The sequence below is a fragment of the Streptomyces himastatinicus ATCC 53653 genome (assembly GCF_000158915.1).
GTDB classification, from domain to species: domain Bacteria; phylum Actinomycetota; class Actinomycetes; order Streptomycetales; family Streptomycetaceae; genus Streptomyces; species Streptomyces himastatinicus.
The window spans coordinates 4,564,348-4,577,698 of the sequence record NZ_GG657754.1 but is presented as its reverse complement, the minus strand read 5'-3'; the positions used below and the strand labels follow the sequence as shown (position 1 = coordinate 4,577,698).

Annotated in this window: 17 protein-coding genes and 1 pseudogene; 16 read left to right on the top strand and 2 right to left on the bottom strand. The window is 69.5% G+C overall.

Annotated elements, in window-relative coordinates; all coding sequences use genetic code 11:
* Positions 1-106 precede the first annotated feature (106 nt).
* The 16 genes from secY to SSOG_RS18900 all read left to right on the top strand — a co-directional run bounded on the left by secY (position 107) and on the right by SSOG_RS18900 (position 12,133).
* Entirely contained in the window at positions 107-1,420 is a 1,314-nt protein-coding gene (gene secY / locus SSOG_RS18975) for a preprotein translocase subunit SecY (RefSeq protein WP_009715864.1), read from the top strand.
* Positions 1,420-2,076 carry an adenylate kinase gene (locus SSOG_RS18970; protein WP_009715863.1) on the top strand — a complete coding sequence of 219 codons (657 nt, stop codon included), beginning with the start codon at positions 1,420-1,422 and terminating at the stop codon, positions 2,074-2,076. The genes secY and SSOG_RS18970 overlap by 1 nt, the downstream gene beginning before the upstream one ends.
* A gap of 121 nt (positions 2,077-2,197) precedes the next feature.
* The gene (map, locus tag SSOG_RS18965; RefSeq protein ID WP_009715862.1) at positions 2,198-3,034 is read left to right on the top strand and encodes a type I methionyl aminopeptidase; all 837 of its coding nucleotides are present in this window, start codon (positions 2,198-2,200) and stop codon (positions 3,032-3,034) included.
* Positions 3,035-3,199: 165 nt separating this feature from the next.
* The gene (gene infA / locus SSOG_RS18960) at positions 3,200-3,421 is read left to right on the top strand and encodes a translation initiation factor IF-1 (RefSeq protein ID WP_003956442.1); all 222 of its coding nucleotides are present in this window, start codon (positions 3,200-3,202) and stop codon (positions 3,419-3,421) included.
* A 27-nt stretch (positions 3,422-3,448) separates the two neighbouring features.
* Positions 3,449-3,562 carry a 50S ribosomal protein L36 gene (gene rpmJ, locus SSOG_RS18955; RefSeq protein WP_003956441.1) on the top strand — a complete coding sequence of 38 codons (114 nt, stop codon included), beginning with the start codon at positions 3,449-3,451 and terminating at the stop codon, positions 3,560-3,562.
* A 186-nt stretch (positions 3,563-3,748) separates the two neighbouring features.
* Positions 3,749-4,129, top strand: coding sequence for a 30S ribosomal protein S13 (gene rpsM / locus SSOG_RS18950; protein ID WP_009715861.1), 381 nt, complete (start codon positions 3,749-3,751; stop codon positions 4,127-4,129).
* A gap of 66 nt (positions 4,130-4,195) precedes the next feature.
* The gene (gene rpsK / locus SSOG_RS18945; protein WP_009715860.1) at positions 4,196-4,600 is read left to right on the top strand and encodes a 30S ribosomal protein S11; all 405 of its coding nucleotides are present in this window, start codon (positions 4,196-4,198) and stop codon (positions 4,598-4,600) included.
* Positions 4,601-4,630: 30 nt separating this feature from the next.
* Positions 4,631-5,257: a 30S ribosomal protein S4 gene (gene rpsD / locus SSOG_RS18940; protein ID WP_009715859.1), complete on the top strand. Its 627-nt coding sequence runs from the start codon at positions 4,631-4,633 to the stop codon at positions 5,255-5,257.
* Positions 5,258-5,371: 114 nt separating this feature from the next.
* Complete coding sequence (locus SSOG_RS18935) at positions 5,372-6,394, top strand: DNA-directed RNA polymerase subunit alpha (RefSeq protein ID WP_009715858.1); 1,023 nt, start codon at positions 5,372-5,374, stop codon at positions 6,392-6,394.
* Positions 6,395-6,473: 79 nt separating this feature from the next.
* Positions 6,474-6,986 carry a 50S ribosomal protein L17 gene (rplQ, locus tag SSOG_RS18930; protein WP_009715857.1) on the top strand — a complete coding sequence of 171 codons (513 nt, stop codon included), beginning with the start codon at positions 6,474-6,476 and terminating at the stop codon, positions 6,984-6,986.
* A 129-nt stretch (positions 6,987-7,115) separates the two neighbouring features.
* Positions 7,116-7,967 (top strand): tRNA pseudouridine(38-40) synthase TruA, encoded by an 852-nt coding sequence (gene truA / locus SSOG_RS18925; RefSeq protein ID WP_009715856.1) that lies wholly within the window; start codon positions 7,116-7,118, stop codon positions 7,965-7,967.
* A gap of 133 nt (positions 7,968-8,100) precedes the next feature.
* On the top strand, positions 8,101-8,979 hold the full coding sequence (locus SSOG_RS18920) for an STAS domain-containing protein (protein WP_009715855.1): 879 nt from the start codon (positions 8,101-8,103) through the stop codon (positions 8,977-8,979).
* Positions 8,976-9,386 carry an STAS domain-containing protein gene (locus SSOG_RS18915; RefSeq protein WP_039938062.1) on the top strand — a complete coding sequence of 137 codons (411 nt, stop codon included), beginning with the start codon at positions 8,976-8,978 and terminating at the stop codon, positions 9,384-9,386. Before SSOG_RS18920 ends, SSOG_RS18915 begins: the two co-directional genes overlap by 4 nt.
* Complete coding sequence (locus SSOG_RS18910; RefSeq protein ID WP_425385469.1) at positions 9,376-9,858, top strand: ATP-binding protein; 483 nt, start codon at positions 9,376-9,378, stop codon at positions 9,856-9,858. Before SSOG_RS18915 ends, SSOG_RS18910 begins: the two co-directional genes overlap by 11 nt.
* Positions 9,855-10,880: a SpoIIE family protein phosphatase gene (locus SSOG_RS18905; protein ID WP_039938059.1), complete on the top strand. Its 1,026-nt coding sequence runs from the start codon at positions 9,855-9,857 to the stop codon at positions 10,878-10,880. The genes SSOG_RS18910 and SSOG_RS18905 overlap by 4 nt, the downstream gene beginning before the upstream one ends.
* Positions 10,877-12,133 carry a PP2C family protein-serine/threonine phosphatase gene (locus SSOG_RS18900; protein WP_039938057.1) on the top strand — a complete coding sequence of 419 codons (1,257 nt, stop codon included), beginning with the start codon at positions 10,877-10,879 and terminating at the stop codon, positions 12,131-12,133. Before SSOG_RS18905 ends, SSOG_RS18900 begins: the two co-directional genes overlap by 4 nt.
* A gap of 15 nt (positions 12,134-12,148) precedes the next feature.
* On the opposite strand, the gene SSOG_RS18895 is transcribed toward SSOG_RS18900, so the two are convergent.
* Positions 12,149-12,754 (bottom strand): hypothetical protein, encoded by a 606-nt coding sequence (locus SSOG_RS18895; protein WP_009715850.1) that lies wholly within the window; start codon positions 12,752-12,754, stop codon positions 12,149-12,151.
* Positions 12,755-12,855: 101 nt separating this feature from the next.
* Positions 12,856-13,351 (bottom strand): annotated as a pseudogene (locus SSOG_RS18890) (glycosyltransferase family 4 protein); the annotation flags it as partial.

The following is a 13,351-nucleotide window of genomic DNA, read 5'->3' as shown; positions in this document are numbered from 1 at the left end:
TACCTTCCGTGCGGTACGTCTTCGTACGGGTCCTGGCTGATAAGTATTCGTCGATCCTCAAGACCGTCACCTCTCGCGAACGAACGCGGGGGGCGCAGGAGGCACCGTGCTCACCGCGTTCGCCCGGGCGTTCAAGACGCCCGACCTGCGCAAGAAGCTGCTGTTCACGCTGGCCATCATCGTCCTGTTCCGGCTCGGGCAACATGTCCCGATCCCGGGCATCGACTACAAGAACGTCCAGACGTGCATGGATCTGGCCAAGGGTCAGCAGGGGCTGTTCGGCCTGGTCAACATGTTCAGTGGTGGCGCACTGCTCCAGATCACCATCTTCGCGCTCGGGATCATGCCGTACATCACGGCGAGCATCATCCTTCAGCTGCTGACCGTGGTGATCCCGCGTCTGGAGGCCCTCAAGAAGGAGGGCCAGACCGGGCAGGCGAAGATCACGCAGTACACCCGTTACCTGACCGTCGCGCTCGCGATTCTCCAGGGCACCGGCCTGGTCGCCACCGCGCGCAGCGGTTCTCTGTTCCAGAGCTGCCCGGTCGGCAGTCAGATCGTCCGGGACGATTCGATCTTCACCACCGCCGTGATGGTCATCACGATGACCGCCGGCACCGCGCTGATCATGTGGCTCGGTGAGCTGGTCACCGACCGCGGCATCGGCAACGGCATGTCGATCCTGATGTTCGTCTCGATCGCCGCCGGTTTCCCCAGCGCCATGTGGAGCATCAAGCAGCAGGGCAAGATCATGGGGGGCTGGCTGGAGTTCGGCCTGGTGATCGCCTGTGGTCTGGCCATGGTCGCCCTGGTGGTCTTCGTCGAGCAGGCGCAGCGCCGCATCCCGGTGCAGTACGCCAAGCGGATGATCGGCCGTCGCAGCTACGGCGGCACGTCCACCTACATCCCGATGAAGGTGAACCAGGCGGGTGTGATCCCCGTGATCTTCGCCTCGTCCCTGCTCTACATTCCGGCGCTGATCGTCCAGTTCAGCCAGTCCAAGGCCGGCTGGGCGAACTGGATCTCGCAGAACCTGGTCAAGGGCGACCACCCGATCTACATCACCGCGTACTTCCTGCTGATCGTTTTCTTCGCGTTCTTCTACGTCGCCATCAGCTTCAACCCCGAAGAAGTTGCCGACAACATGAAGAAGTATGGTGGGTTCATCCCGGGTATTCGGGCTGGTCGTCCCACTGCTGAGTATCTGAGCTACGTGCTGAACCGCATCACGTGGCCCGGTGCGCTCTATCTGGGTCTGATCGCCCTGGTGCCCACGGTGGCGCTCGTGACGCTCAACGCGAACCAGAACTTCCCGTTCGGCGGCACGAGCATCCTGATCATCGTGGGTGTCGGCCTGGAGACCGTGAAGCAGATCGAGAGCCAGCTTCAGCAGCGACACTACGAAGGGTTCCTCCGCTGATGCGAATCGTCCTCGTCGGGCCTCCAGGAGCCGGTAAGGGTACGCAAGCCACGTACCTGGCCAAGAACCTGTCGATCCCGCACATCTCCACGGGCGACCTCTTCCGCGCGAACATCAGCCAGGGCACACCGCTCGGCAAGCAGGCGCAGGAATACATGAGGGCCGGGCAGCTGGTACCGGACGAGGTCACGGTCGGCATGGCCGAGGACCGGATGAGCCAGCCGGACGCCGCGAACGGCTTCCTGCTCGACGGCTTCCCGCGCAACGTGGCCCAGGCCCAGGCGCTGGACGCCTACCTGCGGGAGAACGAGCTGACGCTGGACGCGGTCCTGGACCTGGAGGTCCCGGAGGACGAGGTGGTCAAGCGCATCGCCGGCCGCCGCACCTGCCGCAACGACAGCGCGCACACCTTCCACGTGGAGTACAAGAAGCCCGAGACCGAGGGCGTGTGCGACGTGTGCGGCGGTGAGCTGTACCAGCGCGAGGACGACAGCGAGGAAACCGTCCGCAAGCGCCTCGAGGTCTACCACCGCGAGACCGAGCCGATCATCGACTACTACAAGGCCAAGGGCCAGGTCGTGACGATCCCGGCGCTCGGCAAGGTGTCCGAGGTGACGCAGCGCGCGATGGGCGCTCTGGCCGCCAAGGCGGCCTGACGGCCGCGAGGACCGGAATACCGGCCGTGGTGCCCCCAAGGGGCGCCACGGCCGTACTGTTGAGCAGATACGTCACGGCACGACGACCGCAGCACCAGAGACTGATCCCGGAAGGCACCCCATGGTGGAGATCAAGACAGCCGAGCAGATCGCCAAGATGCGCGAGGCGGGGCTGGTCGTCGCCGCCATCCACGAGGCGACCCGCGCGGCCGCGGTGCCCGGTGCCTCCACCAAGGACCTGGACGACGTCGCCCGCAAGGTGATCGCCGACCACGGCGCCAAGTCGAACTTCCTGGGCTACGGCGGCTTCCCCGCGACCATCTGCACCTCGGTGAACGACATCGTGGTGCACGGCATCCCGGACCGGGAGACCGTGCTGAAGGACGGCGACCTCCTCTCCATCGACGCGGGCGCTATCATCGACGGCTGGCACGGCGACGCCGCCTTCACCGTCTTCGTCGGCGAGGGCCACGCCCCGGAGCTGCTCGAGCTGAGCCGGGTCACCGAGGAGTCGATGTGGGCCGGGATCGCCGCGGTCCGCAAGGGCAACCGGCTGATCGACATCTCCAAGGCGATCGAGGGCTACATCCGGCGCCAGCCGCGTCCGGCCTCCGGTAAGTACGGGATCATCGAGGACTACGGCGGCCACGGCATCGGCAGCCAGATGCACATGGACCCGCACCTGCTGAACTACGTCTCCCGCAAGCGCGGCAAGGGCCCGAAGCTGGTGCCCGGCTTCTGCATCGCGATCGAGCCGATGGTGAGCCTCGGTACCGCGAAGACCCACGTCCTCGCCGACGACTGGACCGTCAAGACGGACGACGGCACCTGGTCCAGCCACTGGGAGCACTCGGTCGCGCTGACCGAGGAGGGCCCGCTGGTGCTGACCGCGGTGGACGGCGGCAAGGCGAAGCTGGCCGAGCTGGGCGTGGAGACCGCGCCGGACCCGCTGGCCTGATCCCGTCGCCCTCCGTGATCTTCTTTGGCATAAACACCGCGGAATCCGGGCATGCTGCCCCGGATTCGTGTTTCGGGATGCCCTGACGTAGACTGACACGTCGGCTCACGCATGCCCTCCCGCATGTCTCGAGCCGATCAAGGTAGCCGATCCCGAAAGCAGGACATGGCCAAGAAGCAAGGCGCCATCGAAATCGAGGGCACCGTGATCGAGTCTCTGCCGAACGCGATGTTCAAGGTGGAACTGCAGAACGGTCACAAGGTCCTCGCGCACATCAGCGGCAAGATGCGCATGCACTACATCCGCATCCTGCCCGATGACCGGGTTGTCGTGGAGCTGTCTCCGTACGACCTCACGCGCGGACGGATCGTCTACCGCTACAAGTAGATCTCACGACCCGGAGAACCTCACACCATGAAGGTCAAGCCGAGCGTCAAGAAGATCTGCGACAAGTGCAAGGTGATCCGCCGTCACGGGCGGGTCATGGTCATTTGCGACAACCTGCGCCACAAGCAGCGCCAGGGCTGACGCACGCCGACCGCAGACCTGCACCTTTCGCAGCAATCTTCGCGCGACGTATAGCTGTACGTACATACGCAGTCACCCGTTCCCGCACTCGCGGGGGCGACACCCCCGGTCGGAGGCCGGGGACCCGGCCCGCCCGGCCGGGACAGGTGCTGTGGAAGACCTCCGACAACCAATGGAGCCAGATTCATGGCACGCCTTGCAGGCGTTGATCTCCCGCGCGAAAAGCGCGTCGAGGTCGCCCTCACCTACGTCTTCGGCATCGGTCGCACCCTTGCCCAGCAGACGCTCGCCAACACCGGTGTGAACCCGGACACCCGCGTTCGCGACCTGGCCGAAGAGGACCTGGTCAAGATCCGCGAGTACGTGGACAACAACATCAAGACCGAGGGTGACCTCCGTCGTGAGATTCAGGCCGACATCCGCCGCAAGGTGGAGATCGGCTGCTACCAGGGCCTGCGTCACCGCCGCGGCCTGCCGGTCCACGGCCAGCGCACCAGCACCAACGCCCGCACCCGTAAGGGCCCGCGTCGCGCGATCGCCGGTAAGAAGAAGCCGGGCAAGAAGTAGTCCGCACCGGACGCTGCCAAGCGGTCCGAGCTGTAGGACCGACCACCTCCACGGGAGAATTCAGGAATGCCTCCGAAGAGCAGGACGGCCGGCGCCAAGAAGGTGCGCCGCAAGGAAAAGAAGAACGTCGCCCACGGGCACGCTCACATCAAGAGCACGTTCAACAACACCATCGTCTCGATCACGGACCCCACCGGGAACGTGATTTCTTGGGCCTCGGCCGGCCACGTCGGCTTCAAGGGCTCGCGCAAGTCCACTCCGTTCGCCGCGCAGATGGCCGCCGAGTCGGCCGCCCGCCGCGCGCAGGAGCACGGCATGCGCAAGGTCGACGTGTTCGTCAAGGGTCCGGGCTCCGGCCGTGAGACCGCGATCCGCTCGCTCCAGGCCACCGGCCTGGAGGTGGGCTCGATCCAGGACGTCACTCCGACTCCGCACAACGGATGCCGCCCGCCCAAGCGTCGGCGCGTCTGACCCGCTGCTGAAGTAGGAGACAACTAGAAAATGGCGCGTTACACCGGGGCCGACTGCAAGCGTTGCCGTCGGGAAAAGCAGAAGCTCTTCCTCAAGGGGAGCAAGTGCGAGAGCGCAAAGTGCCCGATCGAGATCCGTCCTTACCCCCCGGGTGAGCACGGTCGCGGGCGCACCAAGGACAGCGAGTACCTCCTTCAGCTTCGTGAGAAGCAGAAGGCGACCCGCATTTACGGCGTCCTTGAGAAGCAGTTCCGTGGCTACTACGCGGAGGCGAACAAGAAGACCGGCAAGACCGGTGAGAACCTTCTTCGCATCCTCGAGACGCGGCTGGACAACGTGGTCTACCGGGCGGGCTTCGCCAAGTCCCGGGACCACGCCCGCCAGCTGGTGCGTCACGGCCACTTCACCGTGAACGGCGTCAAGACCGACATCCCGTCGGCCCGCGTCGCCGTGAACGACATCATCGAGGTCCGCCAGAAGTCCCGGACCATGACCCCCTTCCAGGTGGCCGTGGCCGAGGCCGGCGACCGCACCGTGCCGGCGTGGCTCGAGGCCATTCCGTCGCAGCTGCGGATCCTGGTGCACTCGATGCCCGAGCGCCAGGTGATCGACACCCAGGTGCAGGAGCAGCTCATCGTCGAGCTCTACTCGAAGTAGTACTCCGAGTAGCACAGGCGATACGGGCGGTACGGCGCCGTTCGGCACGTACCGCCCGTACCATTGAAGGGTTCGGCGTCAAATAGCGGGCGCCGGAGACTGGAGGAAAACCTCATGCTGATCGCTCAGCGTCCCTCGTTGACCGAAGAGGTCGTCGACGAATTCCGCTCCCGGTTCGTGATCGAGCCGCTGGAGCCGGGCTTCGGCTACACCCTCGGAAACTCCCTGCGTCGTACGCTCCTGTCCTCGATTCCCGGTGCGGCGGTCACGTCCATCCGGATCGACGGGGTCCTGCACGAGTTCACCACCGTGCCGGGCGTCAAGGAGGACGTCACCGACCTGATCCTCAACATCAAGCAGCTGGTCGTCTCCTCGGAGCACGACGAGCCGGTCGTGATGTACCTGCGCAAGCAGGGCCCGGGTCTGGTCACCGCCGCCGACATCGCCCCGCCGGCCGGTGTCGAGGTGCACAACCCGGACCTGGTCCTCGCCACGCTCAACGGCAAGGGCAAGCTGGAGATGGAGCTGACCGTCGAGCGCGGTCGCGGCTATGTCTCCGCCGTCCAGAACAAGCAGGTCGGCCAGGAGATCGGCCGGATTCCGGTCGACTCGATCTACTCGCCGGTCCTCAAGGTCACGTACAAGGTCGAGGCGACCCGTGTCGAGCAGCGCACCGACTTCGACAAGCTGATCGTCGACGTCGAGACCAAGCAGGCCATGCGCCCGCGCGACGCCATGGCGTCGGCCGGTAAGACCCTGGTCGAGCTGTTCGGCCTGGCCCGCGAGCTGAACGTGGACGCCGAGGGCATCGACATGGGCCCGTCCCCGACGGACGCCGCCCTGGCCGCCGATCTGGCGCTGCCGATCGAGGAGCTCGAGCTCACGGTCCGCTCGTACAACTGCCTCAAGCGCGAGGGCATCCACTCCGTGGGCGAGCTCGTGGCCCGCTCCGAGGCGGACCTGCTCGACATCCGCAACTTCGGCGCCAAGTCGATCGACGAGGTCAAGGCGAAGCTGGCCGGTATGGGCCTCGCGCTCAAGGACAGCCCGCCCGGATTCGACCCGACCGCCGCCGCGGACGCCTTCGGCGCGGACGATGACGCGGATGCCGGTTTCGTGGAGACCGAGCAGTACTGATACCTCCGGCGGGCACACGCTCGTCGGTAACTGACACCGGTACCTGATACGGCCGGTGCAGACATCTAGGAGATACACCATGCCGAAGCCCACCAAGGGCGCCCGTCTGGGCGGCAGCGCTGCGCACGAGCGGCTCCTGCTGGCGAACCTCGCCACCGCGCTGTTCGAGCACGGCCGGATCACCACCACCGAGGCGAAGGCCCGCCGCCTGCGCCCGGTCGCGGAGAAGCTGGTCACCAAGGCGAAGAAGGGCGACCTTCACAACCGCCGTCTGGTGCTCCAGACCGTCCGGGACAAGAGCGTCGTGCACACTCTCTTCACCGAGATCGCGCCGCGCTACGAGAACCGGCCGGGTGGCTACACCCGCATCACCAAGATCGGCAACCGTCGTGGCGACAACGCCCCGATGGCGGTCATCGAGCTGGTCGAGGCCCTGACCGTGCAGCAGGAGGCGGTCGGCGAGGCCGAGGCCGCCACCAAGCGCACCGCGAAGGACGCCGCAGGCGACCAGGCCGTCGCGGACCTCAAGAAGGACGAGGCCACCGAGGCCGAGGCCACTGAGGCCCCGGCTGAGGAGTCCAAGGACGCCTGAGGCGTTTCCCCGCGTCAGCGGGGGTGAGCCTGACGCGTGAGGCGTCTGACGGCTTGTCGTACGGACGGGCCCGCTCCCAGATTCTGGGTGCGGGCCCGTTCCGCGTTGTGCGTGGAGAGGAACGGTTGCGTGAGTGACGAGGCGGCGCCCGGTTTCGTACGGGTCCGGCTGGATCTGAGTTACGACGGCAAGGACTTCTCGGGCTGGGCCAAGCAGCGTGAGCGGCGCACCGTCCAGGGCGAGCTGGAGAGTGCCCTGGGCACGGTGACCCGGTCGTCGGAGACCCCTGACCTGACGGTCGCGGGCCGCACCGACGCCGGGGTGCACGCCCGCGGGCAGGTCGCCCACGTCGACCTGCCGGAGGAGCTGTGGGCCGAGCACCGGGACAAGCTGCTGCGCCGGCTGGCGGGGCGGCTGCCGCACGACGTACGGGTCTGGCGGGTGGCGGCGGCGCCGCCCGGCTTCAACGCGCGCTTCTCGGCGATCTGGCGGCGGTACGCCTACCGGGTGGTGGACCATCCGGGCGGGGTCGATCCGCTGCTGCGCGGCCATGTGCTGTGGCACGACTGGCCGTTGGACGTGGACGCCATGAACGCGGCCTCGGCGCCGCTGCTCGGTGAGCACGACTTCGCCGCGTACTGCAAGCGGCGGGACGGCGCCACCACCATCCGCACCCTCCAGAAGCTGAGCTGGGAGCGCGGCGCGGACGGGGTGATCACGGCGACGGTGCGGGCCGACGCCTTCTGCCACAACATGGTCCGCTCGCTGGTCGGCGCGCTGCTGTTCACCGGCGACGGCCACCGCCCGGTGGACTGGCCGGGGAAGGTGCTGGCGGCGGGGGTGCGGGATTCCGCGGTCCATGTCGTACGCCCCCACGGACTGACCCTGGAAGAGGTCGGTTACCCGGCCGACGAGCTGCTCGCGGCCCGGAACAAGGAATCCCGCAACAAGCGTTCACTACCCGGTGCGGGTTGCTGCTGACCTGCGACGCGTGTGTGTACGCGATCAGCGGGTACACGATTGCGCGCATCTGTGTCTGGAGCCGGAGCACAGGAGATCGATAACATCTGAGCCGCAGAGTCCGGGTGGCCGACCGGGAAGGGACGTAAGCCGCGTGAGTACCAGTGAGGCCGCCGTACGTGAACAGCTGACGAGGGCTCTGCAAGAGCGTGACGAGGAGATCGCCGACCGCTGGGTCGCGCTCCAGCTGGAGCAGGCGCTGCTCGGCACCGACATCAGCGAGGCCGAACTCCGCGAGGAGGCCGATTCGTTGATCGACGCGCTGGTCCCGGGGCTGGAGAGCGACGCCCCGGCGGAACGGGTCGTCACCTCCCACCCGGGGCTGCACCAGGCGGTCGTGGGACTGTCCCTGCGCCGTGCCCGGTCCGGGGCGACCCCGACCGCGACCTCGCTCGCGGTGCTGGCGCTCAAGGAGGCGCTGCTGAAGGCCGTGCAGCGGGAGACCCGGGACGCCGAGGAGCTGTTCGCCACGGCGGTCTTCATCAACCGGCTGCTCGACGTGGCCGGGGCGCTGTCCTTCGAGACGTATGTGGAGGGCCGCGAGGAGATCATCCGGCGGCAGAGCCAGCAGCTGATGGAGCTGTCCACGCCCGTGGTGCGGCTGTGGAAGCAGGTGCTGGCGGTGCCGCTGATCGGCACGCTGGACACCGCGCGGACCCAGATCGTCATGGAGAACCTGCTCCAGGCGATACAGGACCATGAGGCGCTGGTCGCGATCATCGACATCACGGGCGTCTCGACGGTGGACACCGCCGTCGCCCAGCACCTCATGCAGACCGTCAACGCGGTGCGGCTGATGGGCGCGGACTGCGTGATCAGCGGCATCCAGCCGTCCATCGCGCAGACCATCGCCCAGCTCGGCATCGACCTGTCCACCATCCTCACGCGGGCGACGCTGGCCGATGCGCTGGCCGCGGCGATCAAGCTGATCGACGGTCCGGGCCCGGGCGGGGACGAGGGGGAGAGCCGGTGACCCAACCCCGCCCGGTGGGCGTGCCGATCCTGCGGCTGGGCGACGTCCTGGTCACGGGGCTCCTCAACGAGCTGGACGACCGCGCCGCCATCGCCTTCACCGAGGAGCTGACGGCCCGTATCTCCGCCGAGGGGGCGCGGGGGGTGCTCATCGACATCTCCCGGCTGGAGATCATCGACTCCTTCGTGGCGCGCACCCTGATGGAACTGACCACGGTGTCCCGGCTGCTGGGCGCCCGGGTGATCGTGGCGGGCATGCGGCCCCCGGTGGCGATCACCCTGGTGGAGCTGGGCATCGAACTGGTCGGTGTGGAGACCGCACTCAACCCGGAACAGGGCTTGGCCGCGCTGGGGTGGCGGCAGGCCCAGGAACCCCTGGGAGGGTCCCGACGTGGCGCTGCCCGGTGACTCCACCGTCGCTTCCCGGCGGCCGAAGCCGGCGCCCCGTGCGGGCGACGGCGAGGCGGGCGTGCCCGTGACCCGTCAGGTCACCCATCAGGTCCGTACCGAGGAGGACCTGCTGGCGGTGCGGCACGCGGTGCGCGCGGCCACCGTCGAGGTCGGGTTCGGGATCGTCGACCAGACCCGGGTGGTCACGGCGGCGAGCGAGCTGGCCCGTAACGCCTATGTCCACGGCGGGGGCGGCAGCCTGACGATCGAGCAGGTGCGCGGCCCCGCGGGGCGCGGGCTGCGGCTGGTCGTCAAGGACGACGGACCCGGCATCGCCGACCTCGACACGGCGCTCACCGACGGCTTCACCACCGGCGCGGGGCTCGGCCACGGGCTGGGCGGGGCCCGCCGGCTGATGGACGAGTTCACGGTGCACACCGGCGCGGGGCAGGGCACGGTCGTGGTCGCCACCCGGTGGACGGTCCGGTGATCCGTACGACGGTGCCCCCCACCGCCCAGGTACGGATCGACCATCACAGCGCGGTCCACCTGGCGGCCGAGACGGCACGGCGTACGGCGCGGGCGTGCGGGCTGCCCGGCGCGCTGCCCGAACAGGCGGCCGTGGTCGCCTCGGAGCTGGCCACCAACCTCGACAAGCACGCCAGCGACGGCACCCTCTACATCCAGCCCGTGCCGCTCGGCGAGGGCATGGAGATCCTGGCCGCCGACCGCGGCCCCGGCATGGCCGAACTGGAACGCTGCCTCACCGACGGCTACACCACCGCCGGAACCCTCGGCGTGGGGCTCGGCGCGGTGACCCGGCTCGCCACCCACTTCGCCATCCGCTCCGGTACGGGGGCCGGTGCCGAGGTCGGGACCTGGGCCTGTGCCCGGCTCACCCCGCCCGGCGACCGGGGCGCCGCGCTCCAGGGCGTGGGCTCGGTGTGCCTGGCCGTCGACGGGGAGGAGGACTGCGGCGACGCCCGCGCCGTCGCCGACACCGGCGACACCCGCACCGCCGCCGTCCTCGACGGGCTGGGCCACGGGACCCAGGCCGCGGAGGCGGCCGCTCTCGCGCTGCGCGTCTTCCACACCGACCCCGGGCGGCCGCTGGGCGAGCTGGTGACCGGCATGCACCGCGCCCTGCGGCAGACCCGCGGGGCGGCGGCCGGGGTGGTGCGCCTCCACGACGATCACGCCGAGTACTGCGGCATCGGCAACGTCCGGGTGCTGATCGTGACCCATCAGGGAGTCCAGTCCCGGCTCACCGGTCAGCCCGGCGTCGTCGGCTGGTCCATGCCGGCCCCGCACGTCCACCGCTTCCCGCTGCCGCCGGGCGCCACCGCGGTGCTCCACAGCGACGGCATCGACGCCGGATGGGCGCGCGCTCCGTCGCCGTTCCTGCTCCGACTCCCGCCATCCCTGCTGTCCGCCGCACTCGCCCATGGCCATCGCCGCATCCGCGACGATGCCACGGTTCTCACGGCCAGGCCCCCACAGAGGCACCCATGACCACCCGGACCATCGGCTGTGACACGGCGGACGGGCTCAGCCGGGCCGTGCGCCGCATCGCCCGCGACCACGCCCTGGACGCCGGTGTGCGCGGACGGCTCGTGCTGTCCGTCGCGGCCGTCGCGGAACCGGCCCTGAGCGCGGCCGGACACACCTCGCTGAGCTGGACGTTCCAGTGCGAGGACGGCGGTGGCGCCCGGCGGCACGGGCTGCTGACGCTGGCGCTCGGGTTGAACGGTCCCGTGGCCCTGCCGTCCGCCGAGACCGCGGCCGCACTTCCGCTGCCCGCCGACGCGGTGACGGAACGGGAGGTGGTGTGGCGGCTCCCGGCGGCTCCGGCACCCGACGCCTCGGAGGCCGGTATCCCGGGGGCGGCGGCGGACGACGACGCGGCGCTGGTGGCGGAGGAGCTGCGTGCCGTGGTGGCCCGTACCGACGCGCTCACCGCCGAACACCGCCGCCTGAAGGACGAACTCGCCGAGACCAACAGCGGCGTGCTCGCCCTGTACGTGCAGCTCGACGAGCGCGACGCGCAGTTGCGCAAGGCCCACGGCCAGACCCTGCGCGAGCTGGAGGACGCGCTGCGTCCGGCGCCCCTGGAGGTCGACGGCCTCGAACTCGCCGTCCACTACGCGCCCGCGGGCACCGACGCGCCCACCGGCGGCGACCTGTACGACTGGTTCACGCTGCCCGACGGCACGGTCCACATCACGGTCGTGGACGCGCTCGGCCACGGCGTGACCAGTACCCGCGGCGCGCTCAACGTCACCCACGCGGTGCGCACCCTCGCGCTGGAGGGCCACCACCTCCAGTCGATCGTCGCCCGCACCGACGAGATCCTGCTGCCGTTCGACCGCAGCGTGATGGCGACCGTCCTGCTGGCCCGGATCAACCCGGCCACCGGTGAGCTGTGGGTGGCCAACGGCAGCCATCCGCCCGCGCTGCTGACGCGCGGCGACGGCACGGCGCGCTATCTGGAGGCGCGCGGGCGCGGGATCGGCTTCCCGATGCCCGGGAGCGACCGGCTGCTGACCGAGAAGATGGCGCCGGGCGATCTCCTGCTGCTCTACACCGACGGGCTCACCGAGAGCCGTCGGGACCCCGTGGAGGGCGAGAAGCGTCTGATCGAGGCCGCGTACGAGCATCTGCACGCCCCGATCGAGGAGATCCCCGGCGCCATCGCGGACGATATGCACACCGTGATCCTTCACCCGGACGACACGCTCGCGCTGGCCGTCCGGGTCCGGTCCTGACGATCCTGACGGTCCCTAGGAGGACCGCAGGACCGCGGGCCGGTGGTGCCGCTGCCGCTGCCGCCGTCGCCGCAGCGCCCGGTCGTGCGGCTGTGCCCGGACCAGCTCCTCGAAGAGGGGGTGGGCGCCGAGCAGCGCCTCCCGCAGCCGGTCCGTGTCGACATGGCCCGCGCGGGCCCGCTCCGCCTCGGTGTGCAGGTGCCGGTAGCCGCCGATCGCCTGGGCGTGCCGGACGGACAGCGCCTCCAGCAGCTGCTCCGGGGACTCGGCCGGATAGCCGCGCTCGGCCGCCAGCGTGCCGAGCAGCCGGTCGGCCTCCCGCACCGAGAGCGCGGGGGACTCGACGAACCGCTCCTGGAGGCCCGACCAGCGGGCCGCGTACTGCTCCCGGGACTCCGGCGTCAGCGCCCGTATCGACAGTTCGCCGTAGCGCCGCAGCCGCTCGCTGAGCTCCCACTGCGCCGCCTTGGCGTCGCCGCCGTGCCGTGCGACGGCCCGGTCGTACTCGGGGCCGAACCGGCTGATGAGGCCGTCGCGGCTGCTCTGCCGCACGGGCCGCGCGAACACCAGCGCCACCATGGCCACCAGTGCCGCTACCAGGATGATGAGCGTGACTGACATCGGATTGCCTTCCGCAGAGATTTCCTCGCTCGAGGCTTGACATCACCCAGTGTTACCGCCATGGCCAGGGCCAAACGCGGCGAATTGGCTGGCCACCGCACTCAATTTTCTTGTGGTGCACAGGTAATGGCCAGGTCCCCGGATTTGCTGAGGTCGGGGCGGACACCGTGGGTGACCGGGTGGAGGTCGGTCTTATGGCGGTCGAGGATGTCCCCGATGACCCGGCCGATGCGGATCGCGGTGGTGGAGTCGGGTGCCTTGCGGAGGGTCAGGTCCCAGCCCGCGGTGCCCTTCTGGCCGCCGTGCGCCGCGTAGATCCGCTCGTACGGAACGGTGAAGCGGAACCGGGACGCGTCCAGCGCGGTGACGCCCGCGGTGAACGGGAGCGCCGCGCCGCGCGGGGTGGCGATCACGCTCGGGGCGGCGTCGGCGGCGAACCGGGCCCCGTGCAGGGTGCCCTCGATGACGAGCCCGTCGGCCTCGGCGCGGATCACCCGGGCCTCGGCGTGGGCCGGGCGGCGCCAGGCGCGCAGCGCGAGATAGCCGTCGACGGTGGGGTACGGGATCCACCAGGCGAACGGGGAGCCGGGCAGCGGC

What these genes read in the sequence shown, in the direction of transcription:
- SSOG_RS18970 (WP_009715863.1), top strand. Translation starts at nt 1,420, where the DNA reads ATGCGAATCGTCCTCGTCGGGCCTCCAGGAGCCGGTAAGGGTACGCAA.
- map (WP_009715862.1), top strand. Translation starts at nt 2,198, where the DNA reads ATGGTGGAGATCAAGACAGCCGAGCAGATCGCCAAGATGCGCGAGGCG.
- infA (WP_003956442.1), top strand. Translation starts at nt 3,200, where the DNA reads ATGGCCAAGAAGCAAGGCGCCATCGAAATCGAGGGCACCGTGATCGAG.
- rpmJ (WP_003956441.1), top strand. Translation starts at nt 3,449, where the DNA reads ATGAAGGTCAAGCCGAGCGTCAAGAAGATCTGCGACAAGTGCAAGGTG.
- rpsM (WP_009715861.1), top strand. Translation starts at nt 3,749, where the DNA reads ATGGCACGCCTTGCAGGCGTTGATCTCCCGCGCGAAAAGCGCGTCGAG.
- rpsK (WP_009715860.1), top strand. Translation starts at nt 4,196, where the DNA reads ATGCCTCCGAAGAGCAGGACGGCCGGCGCCAAGAAGGTGCGCCGCAAG.
- rpsD (WP_009715859.1), top strand. Translation starts at nt 4,631, where the DNA reads ATGGCGCGTTACACCGGGGCCGACTGCAAGCGTTGCCGTCGGGAAAAG.
- SSOG_RS18935 (WP_009715858.1), top strand. Translation starts at nt 5,372, where the DNA reads ATGCTGATCGCTCAGCGTCCCTCGTTGACCGAAGAGGTCGTCGACGAA.
- rplQ (WP_009715857.1), top strand. Translation starts at nt 6,474, where the DNA reads ATGCCGAAGCCCACCAAGGGCGCCCGTCTGGGCGGCAGCGCTGCGCAC.
- SSOG_RS18900 (WP_039938057.1), top strand. Translation starts at nt 10,877, where the DNA reads ATGACCACCCGGACCATCGGCTGTGACACGGCGGACGGGCTCAGCCGG.
- SSOG_RS18895 (WP_009715850.1), bottom strand. Translation starts at nt 12,754, where the DNA reads ATGTCAGTCACGCTCATCATCCTGGTAGCGGCACTGGTGGCCATGGTG.